Genomic DNA, 14,775 nt, shown 5'->3' with positions numbered 1-14,775 from the left:
TGCTCTCTGTGTTATACTCATCCCAAGGCATGAGACTGGTCGAGAGCTCCTGCGGAGGTCCCCAATGACACGCTGGAGCGAGCTCGGTAAGTAAGATCGGTGGTTACCGCACTCGCCCATCTCAGACAGGCTGCGCTCCTGTTCGCCGTCGCCATCAAAGAACGGCACTCACAATCAGACTGTTTCTTTTCCGTGAGTCACACAGGAGCGCATCGCTATGGCAAAAAAGATACCAACCCTTTCACCCGACATTATTTCAAACACCTGCTCGGATATCAGCAGGATTGTCGAGGCCAAACACCTCGGCCAGAAAGGCACCGACCATGAGGCCTCTTCGGAAGGGGCTCTGCTCATCGGGCGCCGTCTCGAGCAAGAGATTGCCGGATACCCCATTTCCAATCTAAATGGCCTACTCTCGCCCATCGCTTGCCACCTCAAGCAGCACTTTAGCCCAAGCCTGGGCCCGACCTATCTCAAGCGTTGCATAAAGCTCGCACGAACTGTTCCGGAAGACATGAGTTTTCGACCGGAGCTTGATCTAGAACACTATCAGTCGCTCGCTCGCATCGCCGACAAAGATCTGCGCTTGGATCTGATGAACGTTGCCGCTGATAACCGTTGGAGCGCATCGCGCATCGATCGTCATGCCCGCTATCGAAGTCCGCAGGACGTTTTGGATGCTTGGGAGCGCCGTGTGCTTGAATCAAATCAAGAAGTACGGCGCTTCGCCCGCGCCTACACAGATGCCTGTGGAATCATTTCACTCGATGAACTTATTGAGCTCTACAACTCCTGTGCCCCCAATCCAGTCTCGAGATTTGAGATAAATGAAACTATTTGGCAAATCAGGAACGAATCGGGGCAAATCGACAATCCCTGCGTCATATCCAGAGATGGAAAACTCTATCTCATAGCGCCTGAGCTCGATGACGCTGTCGATGAAGCCCCTTATTACTACGATGACTACGGATACTCCTATCGAAAATATGAACGACGCAGCGAATACACCGGTGAGATGCGCGCGCTGCGCGAACGGCGCGTTGGCATCAGAGTGGCAGCCATCTTCGCCGGTCACGAACGTCTCCCAATCAAAAGGCTCAGTTATGACGAAGTCATCTGCGGGCATATAAAGTGCAGTCGATCTGTCGAACGACTCAAGCAGTACGTCCTGAGAGACCCTGAGATTAAGGCATCCGATCTCCATGCAAGAGAAGATGAGTTCGATTTCATCATGACAAAGCTTTTGCGTTCCGTTGGACTCAACGGTATGCCGACAGCACAGCAAATTACCGAAGACGCAGCTTTCTTATTGATTGTCGTACGGCCCGAGTTTTACGAACGCAAGAAAACAGCCGAAGTCTCCAAGCTCCTCTCGATAATCTATGAAAACGCTCCCCTCTGGGAGTTCAACGGACGTTCACATACCGAACTAAAAAGCGAAGGAGTAGTGGAGCCTCCGATGTCGGCTTTACATCGAAAAGTCCAATCAAAACAAGTCGCTTAAGCCTATTAACTGCTTGCATTTTTGTTTACAAAACTGTATACAAAAAGAGAGGCCCTTATGGAGCTCATCGCAATCCACCCCCACGCCCTCAAACACGGGCTGACGGAGACGGATATCACCTGCGCCTGGAACTCCGCTTTTGCATGGTTCAGGCGTGATCTTGAAAACGGAGGTATCGATTACGTTCTCGTTGGACTTGATGGAAGAAGCCGTCTCATGGAGCTCATCGCTCGATATTGCTCCAATCGAGATGGCTATATCATTTACCACGCCCTTGTCCCTCCTACGCGCAAGGTGCTCAGGGAAATCGGGATCGATCGATAGGAGGCGCTATGGACGCTAAGCAACTCGAAAAGATGATCGGATTTGCCCCCGGAGAGTTGGAGAAAGCCGCGGAGGCATACGAAAAAGATGAGTGGCCGAAGGGTCGCACCATCAAGCTGGGAAGGCCGTCGATCTCTGATGAGCCAAGCGTTGTTTTATCGGCACGTGTGGGTGAATCGGTTCTTGAAGCGTTTGACGAGAAGGCAAAGCGCCATGGGCAAACACGCACAGAGCGACTCAGAGAACTCATTACCCTTGACGCAATGATTGCCTAGTCCCCCACCGAATCCAAACATGTACGCCAGCATCCAAAGTCGACATTTTTCGATATCTTTGGATGCTGACGTACAGCTTTTGCAACATAGTCATTGGGGACGTTCTTAAATGACTAGCCGTTAAAGAACGTCCCCAATGACTAGCTAACCGTGGAAGCGGGCTATGGGCGCAAGTGGCTGCTCGCGAAAGACGCGCTCGACGGCGGCACGGTATTCGTCGACCTTTTTAGTCTTGCGTACGAGTTTGTGAACGGTAGCAGGATCGGCGAAGGCGCATTTAGCGTAGAACCACCACTCCTTCATGCGAAAGACCGCGTTGCCGCCAATCTCTTCTGCATATGCCGCAAACAGCGTGTCGTGGAAGCGCTGCAGTTCGGCTGCCGTGGCAGCAGGGCCGCCCTTGACCATGCGAGCCAGCGCGGGGTTCGCAAGCAAGCCACGCCCCAGCATCACATGGCGTGTACCGGGATAGGCCTCCACCAGCGCCTCCATGTCCTCAAGATCAAAAATATCGCCGTTGTATGCCACCGGAAACGGTGCCCGCTCCAACGTCTCGCCATAAAACCCTTTGCGCGGCGAGCCCGTATAGCGATCCTTCTGTACGCGCGGATGCACGATCAACTCTGCCAGCGGCATGCGACAGTACAGGTCGAGCACGCGCTCGTATTCGTCGTCGCTCTCCAGCCCCAGCCTGGTTTTTACCGACACCGGCAAGGGCGATCGCTCGCACACATCAAGCAAGAACACCTCGAGCCCATCGAGGTTGCGCAAGAAGCCCGATCCTTTACCCTTGGCAACGACCGTACCCGAGGGGCAGCCAAGGTTGAGATTAACCTCGCGGTAGCCCATGTCGGCGAGCACGCGCGCCGCCCACACAAACTCATCCGCGTTCTTGGACATGAGCTGGGGCACCACGTTAAGCCCTTGGTTGTTAGCCGGATCGATTTCCTTAAACGCCTTGCCGCCAAAGCGGTTGCCCATCCGCGGCGGCGGCAAAAACGGCGTGTAATAGCAGTCGAGCGCACCGAAGCACTCCGCATGCACGCGACGGAACACATGCCCGGTAATCCCCTCCATGGGGGCCAACGATAGAATCATCAACATCTACTCTCAAATCAATGCGGCAAAGGAACCGCCCCTTTGTCACATGCATTATGCCTTGTCCCCGAGGCGGCCCACAAGGCGGAGGCGGCTACTTGATGTCAGCCAGCCCTCCGACCATCCCTGTGCAACGAAGGTGAATGGCGCCCACAAACAGCAAGCAGGGCCGCCCCACAGCAGCTCCCTCACTCGCCACTTTTTCCTTGTCCAAAAGAGGACGTTCGCGATCAAGCGATCACCAACAGCACGCTGCTGACCGCCATGTCTGAACAAATCAGCATCAAGACGGAGGACGAATCTATCAAGTCGTACTACACCTTTGACACCGAGCCCAAAGAAGAGTTCGACAAGTACACCCATCCGGAAATTAGCCTCATGCTCTCCGCAAAGGAGGACTAGCAACTTACGCTCTAATTGACGCTCGCAAACGCCGTCTATATCTCAAGGTTTAATACTTTTCCCGAGAAGTGAACGGCTATATTTGGACCCCCGAAGCATCGACATTTTTAGACGCCAAACCCGCAGGATTTGGCTGGCAAAACCGCAGGAAACCGCCTTCAATAAGTGTCGATGCTTCGGGGGTCCATTTTGACTCGTTCACTTCTCGGGAAAAGTATTAGACCTCGATTTACATGTCACTCAATGTGACAAAGGGACAGTCCCTTTGTCACATTATTCGGAGCGCAGGGCTTCCACGGGGTCTTTTTTGGATGCGCTGCGGGCCGGCAGCAGGCCGGCAACGACCGTCAGCAGCACCGAAATTGCAATGAGCGCCAGCGCATCCTGCACGGGCAAGCTCATCAGATTGGGTACCTGTTTGGCAGCAAGCGCCCAGGCATTAACCGGAAAACTCACGAGCACCACAACGACAATGGCAAAGACACCGGCAATGAGGCCCTCGATAAAGGTCTCGGCATTGAATACGTTGGCCACGTTGCGCTTCGACGCGCCGATCGCGCGCAGGATGCCAATCTCCTTTTTGCGCTCCAGCACGCTGATGTAGGTGATGATGCCGATCATGATGGAGCTCACGACCAGGCTGATGCTCACGAACGCGATGAGCACCAAGCTGATGGTATTCACGATATCAGTCACCGAGCCCATGATGATGCCCATGTAGTCGGTGTACGAGATTGCCTGCTCGTCGTGGCCGGCGGCTTTGACCTGCTTGTTGTACGCATCGATATGGTCGAGTACGCGCTCCTTGGCCTCAAAGTCGCGCGGGAAAATCTTGACCGAGATGGGGTCCGCTTCATCCGCGTAGCCCAACGTGGTCAGATTGTTGTCGTAGGTGAGCTTCGACGCCTTGGCATAGCTCATCATGAGCGAGCTCAGGTCCTCGGCGTCCATGTTGAAGTGGATCGCACGAGCAAAGGCGCTCGCATCCACGCGCATGGCGCTCGCCAGGTTGGCAAAACTCGAAGACATCTGCGTCACCATCTGGTCCATGAGCCCTGCCGCGCCGGCCTTGAGCTGGGTCGACACGGTCGTTGCCACCTGCTCGCTGATCGCCTTCATCACCTGATCCATAGCCTGCTGCAGATACGGAGCCAACTGATTTTGGACATAGTCGGTCATCGCCCGTTGCAGGCGCTCGGCCAGGGCATCGCCGCCGAGCGCCTTGAGCTGCGCCAGGCACTGCTGCGCCACAACATCGTTCTCGAGATACGCCGAGAATGCGGCAGCAAGCTTTGACGCGTCTTTGAGATCTTCGGGTGACAGCGCCCTAAACTGATCAGACTGCAAAAAGCCCTCAAATAGTTGGTTGGCAAGCGTTCCCACCTGTTGCATTTGCTCGGGCGTGAGCTCCAGACCGTCAAAGATGCCCGAGAAATCGGGGGTCGGCGCTTTGGCCATGATGTCGCTTAAGTCGATGTCTTTGCCAACGCCCGAAAGGTCAATATCCAGGCCCGACAAATCGATGCCCGAAAAATCCATGCCACCGGCAGCACCCGAGAGTGCAGACGCATCGAACGAGAACGCGCTCTTGAGCGCCGCCTCGTCCACACTGAACATACTGCCCAGATCCACGCCTTGCTTGGCCTCGCCTTGCAGTTCGTCGAAAGTTTTGCCCGTAAAGACATCCGTCTCGGGATGGGCAAGTTGCTCTTGCACGATCTGCGAATCGGCGGCGCGCTCCATAAGCTGGCGAGTCAACGCATGCGTATAGGCAATGCCCGGAGACAACGCGCTCGCATTGGCCGTCTCGTTAGGTCGCACCACGCCCACAATGTGCACGTCAATACCGTCGGCAACCTTGGCCGTCATAAAGTCGGCGTCGCCGGACATGTCAGTCCACATGCCGGTCTCTTCGTTTTTGCGATAAGCATCGGCCGGCGACAACACCTTAAACGTCGTGGACAGCGCATCGTCGTAAGTAAAGTCGGCGCCGCTCTCAGGCGTCTCAATTTTACCGTCGGCGGCCATGGCACTGTTCACCAGGTCGTTGAGCTCATCGATATCCAGCGCACCGATGCTGTAAAGCGTATAGTCGCCCACCGTTCCACGGCTCGAAAGCACCATTACGGCTTCGTGAGCAGACGTAGGCCAATGGCCGGCGACGACATCGTACTGGCTGTCGAGCAGACTCTGATCGTCGATCATCTCGTTAAAGACCGAGGTCCCCATGGAGTCCATGCTCACCGTTGCCGCCGAGCTCGCACCACCGCTCATGGCCTCGGTCATAGCGTTGGGCACCAGCCGGACAGGCTTCTCATCGCCCTTGCCGGCACGATAGATAACCGGCGTCACGCCGTAACCGTACTGGATGGCGTTGACCTCTTTGTCGATACCGTCGCCGCCGCCGTCAAGCCATGCCTTAAAGCTCGTCATATCGTTGGACTTAACACTTGCAAACATATCCTTTACGGCCGTGACCACGGGAATCTTTTTGGTTCCCTGAGCCTTGCCGTCGGTGCCGTCGTCGGACGAACCCTCGTTCTTGGACGTATCGTCATCCGTGGCCCCCTGTTCGCCCATCATGGACGACAGGTCGTAATCCTGCTTGGAAATGGTAAGCGGGTAGCTCGAAAGCGTATCCTCCTCGACCTTTTTGATGTAGCCGTTTACGCCATTGGACAGCGCCAAAATCGCCGCGATGCCAATAATGCCAATCGAGCCCGCAAAGGCCGTCATGGCCGTACGGCCCTTCTTGGTCATAAGGTTTCGGGCAGAAAGCCCCAGCGCCGTCACAAAGCTCATCGAGGTTTTGCGCGTAGGCTTGGCCTCGCGGCGCGTGGCGTCAGCGACATCGAAAGGATCAGAATCGTCGGTAATCTTGCCGTCCGCCAGGTTGACGATGCGCGTGGCGTACTCGTACGCCAGATCGGGATTATGCGTGACCATGATAACCAGACGGTCGCGCGCGACGTCCTTGAGCAAGTCCATGACCTGCACGGACGTTGTGGAATCCAAGGCGCCAGTCGGCTCGTCTGCCAGCACAATCTCGGGATCATTAATCAGGGCGCGGGCGATGGCCACGCGCTGCATCTGTCCACCCGAAAGCTGACTCGGGCGCTTGTTCACGTGCTCGCCCAGACCAACGGCCTCGAGCGCCTTGTGCGCACGCTGGCGGCGCTCGGCGTGCCCCACGCCCGTGAGCGCAAGCGCCAGCTCCACGTTTTCCAAAATGGTCTGATGCGGAATGAGGTTATAGCTTTGGAACACAAAACCGATGCGGTTGTTGCGATAGGCATCCCAATCGCGATCGTGAAAGTCCTTGGTCGAAATACCGTCGATCAGCAGGTCACCCGAGTCAAAGTGGTCGAGTCCGCCGATAACGTTGAGCATCGTGGTCTTACCCGAACCCGAGGGCCCCAGAATGGCCACGAACTCGTTATCCCGAAAAGACAGGCTCACGCTGTCGAGCGCCACCTGCGTAAACGACTGCGTAACGTACCTTTTGCAAATTCCTTTGAGCTCCAGCATGGACGGCAACCTCTCCTGCGCAGGCACCTTGCCCGCTCTCCCCCGCCGTTCGTATTCGACGCGTTTGTCCTACTCTATCCCCATTTTTTACCGGCGCCAGTGAGGAATGTAACAAACCGCACCAAAAAACGAACGGGACGGCACGCCGCGTGGCGCACCATCCCGCGCATACCGTCGATAATGTGACAAAGGAACTGTTACTTTGTCACATCTGCCCAACCCTTATTGGGGCACCCGATTCCCTATTGGATGATAAAGGACGGATGATACGGACACTTTTCGCCCATGCACACTGTATTGACCGCATAGCTATCGCAGGTTGGCGTCTTCTCCCATGCTTTAAGCTGTGGTCCGCCGAGCGCGTTAAAAAACGAAACGGCCTCACGAATCGCCACGCGCGCATCTCGCTTGCAGCACCGTGGGCTTCCCGAGCGCGCGATGGCGGCAAGCAGCTCCGAAACCATAAGCTGCCCCTCCTGCCAGCCTTCACTGCGCAGCGGCGCATTGCCGCGCACGATTGCATATGCCATGCCCGCAGACGCAGCTGCCCCGCACATGCCCCAGCGGGCACACGTCGCCCCCGGCACGCAATCCGAACGAGACATCAAATCGGCAAGATCGTCTTTGAGCATCGCATCTCGCTCCCCAGATGCTTCGGCGTTGCGCCAGCACGCAAGCAGCACCGCGCCCACAATAAAATGGTGGATGGGGCCAAAAGCCACGCAGCGCTCATCTGCCATAACCTCTTCCAAAAGAGCCGCGGGCGCCACCGACGTACTGGCCATGAGCATCTCAACAATCCAGCCTGTTTGTTCGTCTTTTGCCATGCGGCATCCTCCTCTAAAACAAATTGTGCGCGCACTCCATTATGGCCTTCTTCTGCCCGGAGCGCTCAATGCGAAACAACCTGCTTCACTCGTGCCACTAACAAGCCCTGCCAGTTCTCGTCGCAAACCAGCCCTGCTCAGGAGCAACACCAGAGGCGATGGCAAGCACGATGGACAGTGGCAACACCACGACGGCAGCTCTTTTCGAAAAAGAAGGCCCCGCGCAATCGCGCGAGGCCTCCCCATTCATGGAACTATGATCAAAGCAGCCCAAAAAGCTTATTCCCACTCAACGGTGCCGACGGGCTTGGGCGTGAGGTCGTAGCACACACGGCAGATGCCGGGAACCTCGGCTGTGACGCGAGCGGTAATACGCTTGAGCAGTGCCCAGTCGAGCTCAGGCACCTCGGCGGTCATCACGTCGACGGTGTTGATGCAGCGGATGATGCAGGGCCAGTCGTAGGCGCGCTTGCCCTCGCGCACGCCGGTGGCACGGAAGTCGGGCACCACGGCGAAGTACTGCCAGATGGTCAGACCTGCCTTGTCGATCTCCTCGCGCACGATGGCGTCGGCTTCGCGCAGCGCCTCAAGACGGTCGCGGGTGATGGCACCAAGGCAGCGGACGCCCAGGCCGGGACCGGGGAACGGCTGACGCTCGACCATGTTCTCGGGCAGACCGAGCTCGCGGCCCACGACGCGGACCTCGTCCTTGTACAGCAGCTTGACGGGCTCGCAAAGCTCAAACTGCAGGTCCTCGGGCAGGCCACCCACGTTGTGGTGGGCCTTCACGCCATCCTGGGACTCCAGGATGTCGGGGTAGATGGTTCCCTGGGCGAGGAAGCTGACCTCGTCGCCAACCTTGCGGGCCTCCTTTTCGGTTCGATGGGAATGCGTCACACGTATGCAAACGCACCGTCATATGACCTCATTATATGCAGAACAAGATGTGTTTCCCATCGCTGCGACAAAGCTTTTTGCAGGGGTGGCAATTTTTCCTATTGTCGAGGCCAGCTAGGCTTCGGTAGCCACCTTGGCAGCATCGCCAATAGACTCTTCCTTTATACGTTCTGCGTAATCGTATGCCATACCCGCAAATTCCAGTCCCGAGCAACAGGAGTACAATTGCTGCTATTGTTGCCAGCTGTTGGGAGATGGAAGATGGACTGCGATGGCTACCCATGCGTTCCCATGCCGTTGATGTGCACCGCCTTTGTGCCGGGGCAGATTGACGCTGCGGTTGCAGGCATTTCCGACCCCGATTCGCGCGCCATTGCCACAGCAGAAGCGCTGTACTTTCGCGGACAGGCCACCCTCGCTGCCAAGACGGCGCGCCCCTATCTTGACGCCACCGACCCCGCACTGCGCTATTCCGCATGCTTTATCTGCGGATACGCCAGTCTGTCGCTCAACCGTATCGCCGATGCCCGCCGGTGCCTTACTGGCATCCTCGATACGCCGGCCGACGAGGAATCGCCTGCCGTCCACGCCGTGCATATCCTGTTCGCCTCGGCCGCGAGCGTCCTGCTGCACTTGCCTTCCCCGTATTCCGCCGAAGAGTTTTATCCGCTTGCGGCGCATTTGCCCGAAGGCCTGCGCCTGTTCGCCAGCTACGTGATGGCGCACGCCTTGTATCTGTGCGGCGAATACGGCCGCAGCCTGGGCATGGTGGAAAATGCCCTGATCATGAAACAGGGAAGCTATCCCATCTCGGAACTGTTCCTGCACCTGGCGGCTTCCATGGCATGCATGAGCCTCAAGGACATCGACGCCGCAAAGGCACATTTCGGAGCCGCTTGGGACATTGCGCGCCCCGACGGCCTTATCGAGCTCATTGGCGAGCACCACGGCCTTTTACAGGGGCTCATAGAGGCGTGCCTAAAAGCTCAATACCCTGACGATTTCGCACGCATCATCGAGATTACGTATCGATTCAGCTACGGCTGGCGGCGCATCCACAACCCCGATTCGGGCGAGGACGTGGCCGACGATTTAACGACCACGGAGTTCACCATGGCCATGCTCGCCTGCCGCGGATGGACCAACGCCGAAATCGCACGCCACATGGAAGTATCGCCGGGCACTGTTAAAAACCGCCTATCAGGAGTGTATGCCAAGCTTGGTATCGGAACTCGCGCCGAGCTGGTCGCGCATATGTTGCGTTAGCGACCGGGCTGCCAAGCGCATCGAACGCATTCCGGAACCCGGCGCTTCGCTCGATCAATTTGGACATTTTGACCCTTGAACGGCACTACCGCCACGGGGCACCTTCTCGCAAAATAGGATTATTTCCTCCGTTATTTGCGGGATGGGAGCCCAAAATGCTTGATCGTCGTTCGCTACTTGTCGCCGGAGCATCCTCGCTGGCAGGCATCATGCTGCCTCGCGTGTCGAGCAGCGCAAACGCCTTCATACTGCCATTCGCCCCCACCGAGGCCTATGCCGACGAAGAAGACCCCTTCAAGGTGCTCGTTCTCTCGCGCACCATGTTTGGTGTGGTCGTGGTCGACGTCGCCAACAAGAATATGCCCATCAAGGGAGCCCAGGTCACGCTCGCGTCACGTTATGCCGCGGGCAAGCAGCTCTCCGCCACTACCGACGACGAGGGCACGGCCATCTTTGAGGTCGCGCCGCTTTCGGAAGGCTACGTGGACCAGGCAACGCTTCTCGACGCGTACGACTTTAACGGTGGCATCTCCATCAGCATGGCGGGCTACCGTGATGTCGAGATCCCCCTCACGCGCATCCAGGGCGGCACCGCCATTACCGCGCCCACACGTCCGCTTTCCGACGGTGAGCCGTACTTTCGCCAGCTTACGTTCGACGAGTGGGACATCCAGTACGCCGACGCCACGTTCATGGCACTGCCGAAGGACGACGCCGGAAACGACCAACCCGACACGCACGCCTTTACCGTGCAGGCACATCTGCCACAGGGTGGACAGGCAACGCTGTGCATCAACAAGGTAATGCCCGCCACGAGCAGCTCATCCGAAACCGTCACGCAAATTGGCCAAGTCAAGGCCAGTGCATCGGGTTCGGATAATCTGGCAACGTTCACACTCGAAGACACGTTCCTCGATGCAGCTTCGGGCCTTCTGGAGGAAGGATGCAAGCTGCGCTTTGTCCTCGACTATCAGGGCAAGACCTATACACTCTCCTCCCCCATGGCCGTTGTTACCGCGCCGGCCGCAAAGGCAGAATCGGGCTCGACCACTATCGTCCCCACCACCATGGACCAAGAGATTACTCCGTTTGATTTCCCGGCGGCGTTTCCCGGCATCGGCGGCAATAAGTTCACGTGCTGGATGCCCTCGTTCCCCATTTTGTTCGATTTCTCTTTTGCCGGATACGTGCTGTTTGGCGGAGGATACAAACCGATCGGCTACATGAACGATTCGGGCAATCCGGATCCGGAGTACTGGAAGAAGTCACCGCGCGAGTCGGGCGCCAAGCAGGCAAACCGCTACCTCGACGAGATGGAGGGGAAGTGGAATCAGTACAAAAGTATGAGCGCCGGTTCGGGCACCGATCCAAGGAACACTAAGCTGCTTCGTCACCACTGCACGCCGCGTTTTACGATGGATATCGCCACACAGCTGTACGGATCGCTCGCCTACGACTGGGTGGGCAAAACCTGGGGTGACAACAACGACCCCGCATTTGGCAATATTAAGGCCCTCTTCCAGGTAAGAACCGACCTCAATTGGACCGAGCAGTTTACCCTAGGACCGGTGCCGTTTTTCCTAAACGTCAACCCCTGGGTGCTGGCGAAGCTGGCGCTCGCCGTGGGTGCCCACACGCACGGCAGCGGCGCGGCGTTTTTTAAAAACATTTCGCTCGACTATTCAAACACCTCGGGCTCGTTCACCATCCAGATCGGGCTTGCCGTCACCTTTGGCGCCGGCGTTGCAGGCGTCGCTTCGTCTGCCGTGCGCGGCGCCGCATCCCTCACGCTGTTCATTGGGTACGAGAAGGCAGATGGACACCAGCTTCCGCGACTGCGCGTAGGTGCAGACGTCGATGTCGATGTGATACTCCAGTTCGTAATGTTCAAGTGGACCACCAAGGCTTGGTCGGGGTCGTGGCCCACACTCCTCGATTCGTGGAATATGTCGGTGAACAATGGCAACCAGTATGTGCTCCAGCGCTCTGAGCTCGCATTGGGTGGAGATACGCCTTACACGTTGGATGCCCGCTTCGGCACGGCCGGCAACGCCGAGGCAGGCGGCGTGCCGCAATTTATCGCATCGGCCACCATCGTCACCAACGCCGAGCTGCTCGCACGCGCCGAGGTTAAGGCCACTGCCGTAAACGTCGCGCCTGTCGTGCGCGATTGGGATCAAGCGGTCACGCGCATTAAGCTCGAGGCGGATGCAGAAAGCGACGACACGGGACAGATCGAGCATTTCGTCCATACACTGATAGAAAACGCCGCGCCGATGTATGAGTACACCTATATCGGGCAGGCGACGAACGCCGTTGCGGACCCCAACGCCAATTCTGCTGGTGTATCGGAGGACGAGCGTGGCGGCATAAAACCCTCGAGCGACAACGTGCTGTTTGCTGGCGTGCTCAGCGAAGCTCACATGAAGCTGGCAATGATTGCCGGCGTAGAATGTCTGTTCCGTATCGCCTCGGTGCGCTACGGCGACAATGGCCGCTCGCGCCTGGTGGTGCACACAAAGGCAAACGGCACGTGGTCCGCTCCCACTCCCGTGGACTTTCCCCTTGGGTTTGGCGAGGGCGACGTGGAGCGCGACGGCATATTCGATTACGACTTCGACGTGGTGGAATATACGGACGGAAGAGGAAACCAGGACGCCTACGTGCTGCTGATCTCGGGCGAGCGCCCCGCCGGTGACAACACCCTTTTCGATACGGCAAGCACAGCCGGCATACTGTCCGTCGTGCGCCTGCGCATAAGTAATAGCGAAGTTCGCGTGGTGTCGTATACGTCGTGGCGCAGCATCTCGCGCGGCCGCCTTCAGGAGGATGGCTACCATTGTCTGCAGTGCCCGCGTATCACGGTGGGCAAGACGCTCGTCGACGGGCGCCTGTCGGGTGCCTACCTCCACCGCCGCGGAACCACCGCAGAAAAGGCGCTCGGCAGCGAGGCCGAGGTTGCGCTGGAATGCTTTACCTTGTGGTCGGATGATTTGGGCGACAGTCTCACGTTCCGTCAGATCCTCCGCTTTCCGCAAGCACCGTCGAGTATCGAGCTGGGCAAGCCCGAGAATATCAACGGCAAAATGGTGGTGTCCGTTGCGTACGAGACCGCAGACGGTTGCGGCTGCGCATCGTACGCCGTGATCGGCCAGTCCATTGCGTGCTGGGACGTTATGTCACCAGACGCCACGGTACCTCATGCGGTGCCATGGCCACAACATTCGGGCTTTTTGGCAACCGTCAACGAGCAACTGCAGCATATTACTTGGACGCGAGGCGCATCGGCATTTGCAACGCAGCCCGTGGGTGCCGCAGGCTGTGGCCCGGCATCGTTTAGCGTAAGCAACAACGGCAGGTGCGTGCTCTATGTAGAGAACACCGATGGCAAGGTGGGACAAACCTACGACGAAGAAGGCAACCCGGTAGCAGTGATGGGCAAGCACTTCCGCATCTTCGCCAGCACCTTGGCAGGCGATCTGTTCACGGAGCCGTTCGTGATGTGCGAGCTGGACCATCCCGTCGATCAGATAACGACATTTTTGACGTCGGGAGGCATACTCTCCGCACTCGCCACGCACATTGTGAGCGCGGAGAAGAGCGAGGCAGAGCTGCACGGCATCGAAGTGCCCTTGGTGGCGTGTGCCACTCCGACGGGCGCGGTCGCTACCTCGGGCGCGGTGGTACCCGGAGCAGCAGGCGAATCCTTCATGGTCACGGTGCGAAACGACGGCAACACCTTGCTGACCGCCGGCACGATCGATCTGTACCGAGAGGGCTCCAGCCAGCCGTTCTCCAGCGCATCCATCGGATTCGGACTGAACGCACGCATGGTTTCGATCTACGATCCAGAGCTTGCCGAGGATGCTTCGGCCAAAGACATGGCACACGTGAAGTACGCGCTCGAGACGCTGGGCGCACGTTTTGCAACGCACCCGCTGGTAGCCGACAACGGCAACGCCGTGCTGGCACCGGGTTGCACGGCACAGTTCCGCATGAGCTTCGCCATCCCCGAGAGTTGGAGCGACGATGTGGGCAAACGCGTAACGCTGTATGCGAAGGCGCATAATCTGGTGGCGCTCGATCCCGTAACGCTCGAGGAAATTCGACCGGGTGCAAACTCGGCGCTGGGTGCCGTACTGCACGAGCTTCATGTGCCCGACGCGGCATGCGAACGCTCCGAAGTTCAGGTCGGCGTATGCGACAGCGCGGATACGACGGGACTTCACGATGCACCGATGACGGCGGACGACGGTGGCGGCTCGAGTGGCGGCGGTACTGACAAGGGCGGCGGCTCCGGCGGAAGCAGCTCCAGCAGCGGCAAGGACCACAACAATAGCAAGCGCCCCGGAAAAGCGGGCGCGCTTGCGGGCACGGGCGATACATGCGCTCCCCTTACGGCAGCCGCTGCAGCACTCGCCGCGGCAGGCGCCGGCCTCGTCGCCTACAGCACCCGCCGCACGGCGCTCGAAGCCGATACCGCCAATGAGGTCAATTCGGATAGGCCCCGCTAGCTCCTAGTTACTTTTATGAGAGACGCCGACTCGGCTCATTCGTCATCGCTATGCGGACATTACAACTTCGGTTCGCAATTCAAACTTACTCGCACAATACCGACTCGGTTTTGTGCGAGTAAACGAAACCTCATCGAACT

General features: G+C 58.0%; 10 protein-coding genes. 6 read left to right on the top strand and 4 right to left on the bottom strand.

Annotated elements, in window-relative coordinates:
* Positions 1-217: 217 nt before the first annotated feature.
* From ACTQ05_RS06790 to ACTQ05_RS06780, 3 genes are read left to right on the top strand one after another with little or no spacing between them, the layout of a single operon-like run.
* Positions 218-1,504 (top strand): hypothetical protein, encoded by a 1,287-nt coding sequence (locus ACTQ05_RS06790; RefSeq protein WP_441016494.1) that lies wholly within the window; start codon positions 218-220, stop codon positions 1,502-1,504.
* A gap of 57 nt (positions 1,505-1,561) precedes the next feature.
* Entirely contained in the window at positions 1,562-1,828 is a 267-nt protein-coding gene (locus tag ACTQ05_RS06785) for a hypothetical protein (RefSeq protein ID WP_154516943.1), read from the top strand.
* Positions 1,829-1,836: 8 nt separating this feature from the next.
* On the top strand, positions 1,837-2,103 hold the full coding sequence (locus ACTQ05_RS06780; RefSeq protein ID WP_154516940.1) for a ribbon-helix-helix protein, CopG family: 267 nt from the start codon (positions 1,837-1,839) through the stop codon (positions 2,101-2,103).
* A gap of 144 nt (positions 2,104-2,247) precedes the next feature.
* Here the strand turns inward: ACTQ05_RS06780 and ACTQ05_RS06775 are convergent, their stop codons facing one another.
* Positions 2,248-3,201, bottom strand: coding sequence for a tRNA dihydrouridine synthase (locus tag ACTQ05_RS06775; protein WP_441538520.1), 954 nt, complete (start codon positions 3,199-3,201; stop codon positions 2,248-2,250).
* 264 nt (positions 3,202-3,465) lie between these two features.
* Between ACTQ05_RS06775 and ACTQ05_RS06770 the strand changes: the two genes are divergently transcribed.
* Positions 3,466-3,603: a hypothetical protein gene (locus tag ACTQ05_RS06770; protein WP_441538518.1), complete on the top strand. Its 138-nt coding sequence runs from the start codon at positions 3,466-3,468 to the stop codon at positions 3,601-3,603.
* Between the two features lie 273 nt (positions 3,604-3,876).
* Here the strand turns inward: ACTQ05_RS06770 and ACTQ05_RS06765 are convergent, their stop codons facing one another.
* The 3 genes from ACTQ05_RS06765 to ACTQ05_RS06755 all read right to left on the bottom strand — a co-directional run bounded on the left by ACTQ05_RS06765 (position 3,877) and on the right by ACTQ05_RS06755 (position 8,855).
* On the bottom strand, positions 3,877-7,131 hold the full coding sequence (locus ACTQ05_RS06765; protein WP_441538516.1) for an ABC transporter ATP-binding protein/permease: 3,255 nt from the start codon (positions 7,129-7,131) through the stop codon (positions 3,877-3,879).
* A 242-nt stretch (positions 7,132-7,373) separates the two neighbouring features.
* Positions 7,374-7,958 carry a DUF5714 domain-containing protein gene (locus ACTQ05_RS06760; protein ID WP_441048551.1) on the bottom strand — a complete coding sequence of 195 codons (585 nt, stop codon included), beginning with the start codon at positions 7,956-7,958 and terminating at the stop codon, positions 7,374-7,376.
* A gap of 279 nt (positions 7,959-8,237) precedes the next feature.
* Positions 8,238-8,855, bottom strand: coding sequence for a GMP synthase (glutamine-hydrolyzing) (locus ACTQ05_RS06755; protein ID WP_441538514.1), 618 nt, complete (start codon positions 8,853-8,855; stop codon positions 8,238-8,240).
* A gap of 261 nt (positions 8,856-9,116) precedes the next feature.
* On the opposite strand from ACTQ05_RS06755, the gene ACTQ05_RS06750 reads away from it, so the two are divergent.
* Together ACTQ05_RS06750 and ACTQ05_RS06745 are read left to right on the top strand one after the other, a co-directional pair.
* Positions 9,117-10,121 carry a helix-turn-helix domain-containing protein gene (locus tag ACTQ05_RS06750; protein ID WP_441538512.1) on the top strand — a complete coding sequence of 335 codons (1,005 nt, stop codon included), beginning with the start codon at positions 9,117-9,119 and terminating at the stop codon, positions 10,119-10,121.
* Positions 10,122-10,276: 155 nt separating this feature from the next.
* The gene (locus ACTQ05_RS06745; protein WP_441538510.1) at positions 10,277-14,635 is read left to right on the top strand and encodes a hypothetical protein; all 4,359 of its coding nucleotides are present in this window, start codon (positions 10,277-10,279) and stop codon (positions 14,633-14,635) included.
* Positions 14,636-14,775: the final 140 nt, after the last annotated feature.

The organism is Collinsella sp. LCP21S3_A9 (assembly GCF_052118785.1).
Taxonomy (GTDB): Bacteria; Actinomycetota; Coriobacteriia; order Coriobacteriales; family Coriobacteriaceae; genus Collinsella.
The sequence above is the reverse complement of the archived record's forward strand: the minus strand, read 5'-3'. Positions and strand labels throughout refer to the sequence as shown.

Excerpts from the sequence above, each read along its gene's own strand:
- ACTQ05_RS06790 (WP_441016494.1), top strand. The coding sequence starts at position 218 with ATGGCAAAAAAGATACCAACCCTTTCACCCGACATTATTTCAAACACC.
- ACTQ05_RS06785 (WP_154516943.1), top strand. The coding sequence starts at position 1,562 with ATGGAGCTCATCGCAATCCACCCCCACGCCCTCAAACACGGGCTGACG.
- ACTQ05_RS06780 (WP_154516940.1), top strand. The coding sequence starts at position 1,837 with ATGGACGCTAAGCAACTCGAAAAGATGATCGGATTTGCCCCCGGAGAG.
- ACTQ05_RS06775 (WP_441538520.1), bottom strand. The coding sequence starts at position 3,201 with ATGATTCTATCGTTGGCCCCCATGGAGGGGATTACCGGGCATGTGTTC.
- ACTQ05_RS06770 (WP_441538518.1), top strand. The coding sequence starts at position 3,466 with ATGTCTGAACAAATCAGCATCAAGACGGAGGACGAATCTATCAAGTCG.
- ACTQ05_RS06765 (WP_441538516.1), bottom strand. The coding sequence starts at position 7,131 with ATGCTGGAGCTCAAAGGAATTTGCAAAAGGTACGTTACGCAGTCGTTT.
- ACTQ05_RS06760 (WP_441048551.1), bottom strand. The coding sequence starts at position 7,958 with ATGGCAAAAGACGAACAAACAGGCTGGATTGTTGAGATGCTCATGGCC.
- ACTQ05_RS06750 (WP_441538512.1), top strand. The coding sequence starts at position 9,117 with ATGGACTGCGATGGCTACCCATGCGTTCCCATGCCGTTGATGTGCACC.
- ACTQ05_RS06745 (WP_441538510.1), top strand. The coding sequence starts at position 10,277 with ATGCTTGATCGTCGTTCGCTACTTGTCGCCGGAGCATCCTCGCTGGCA.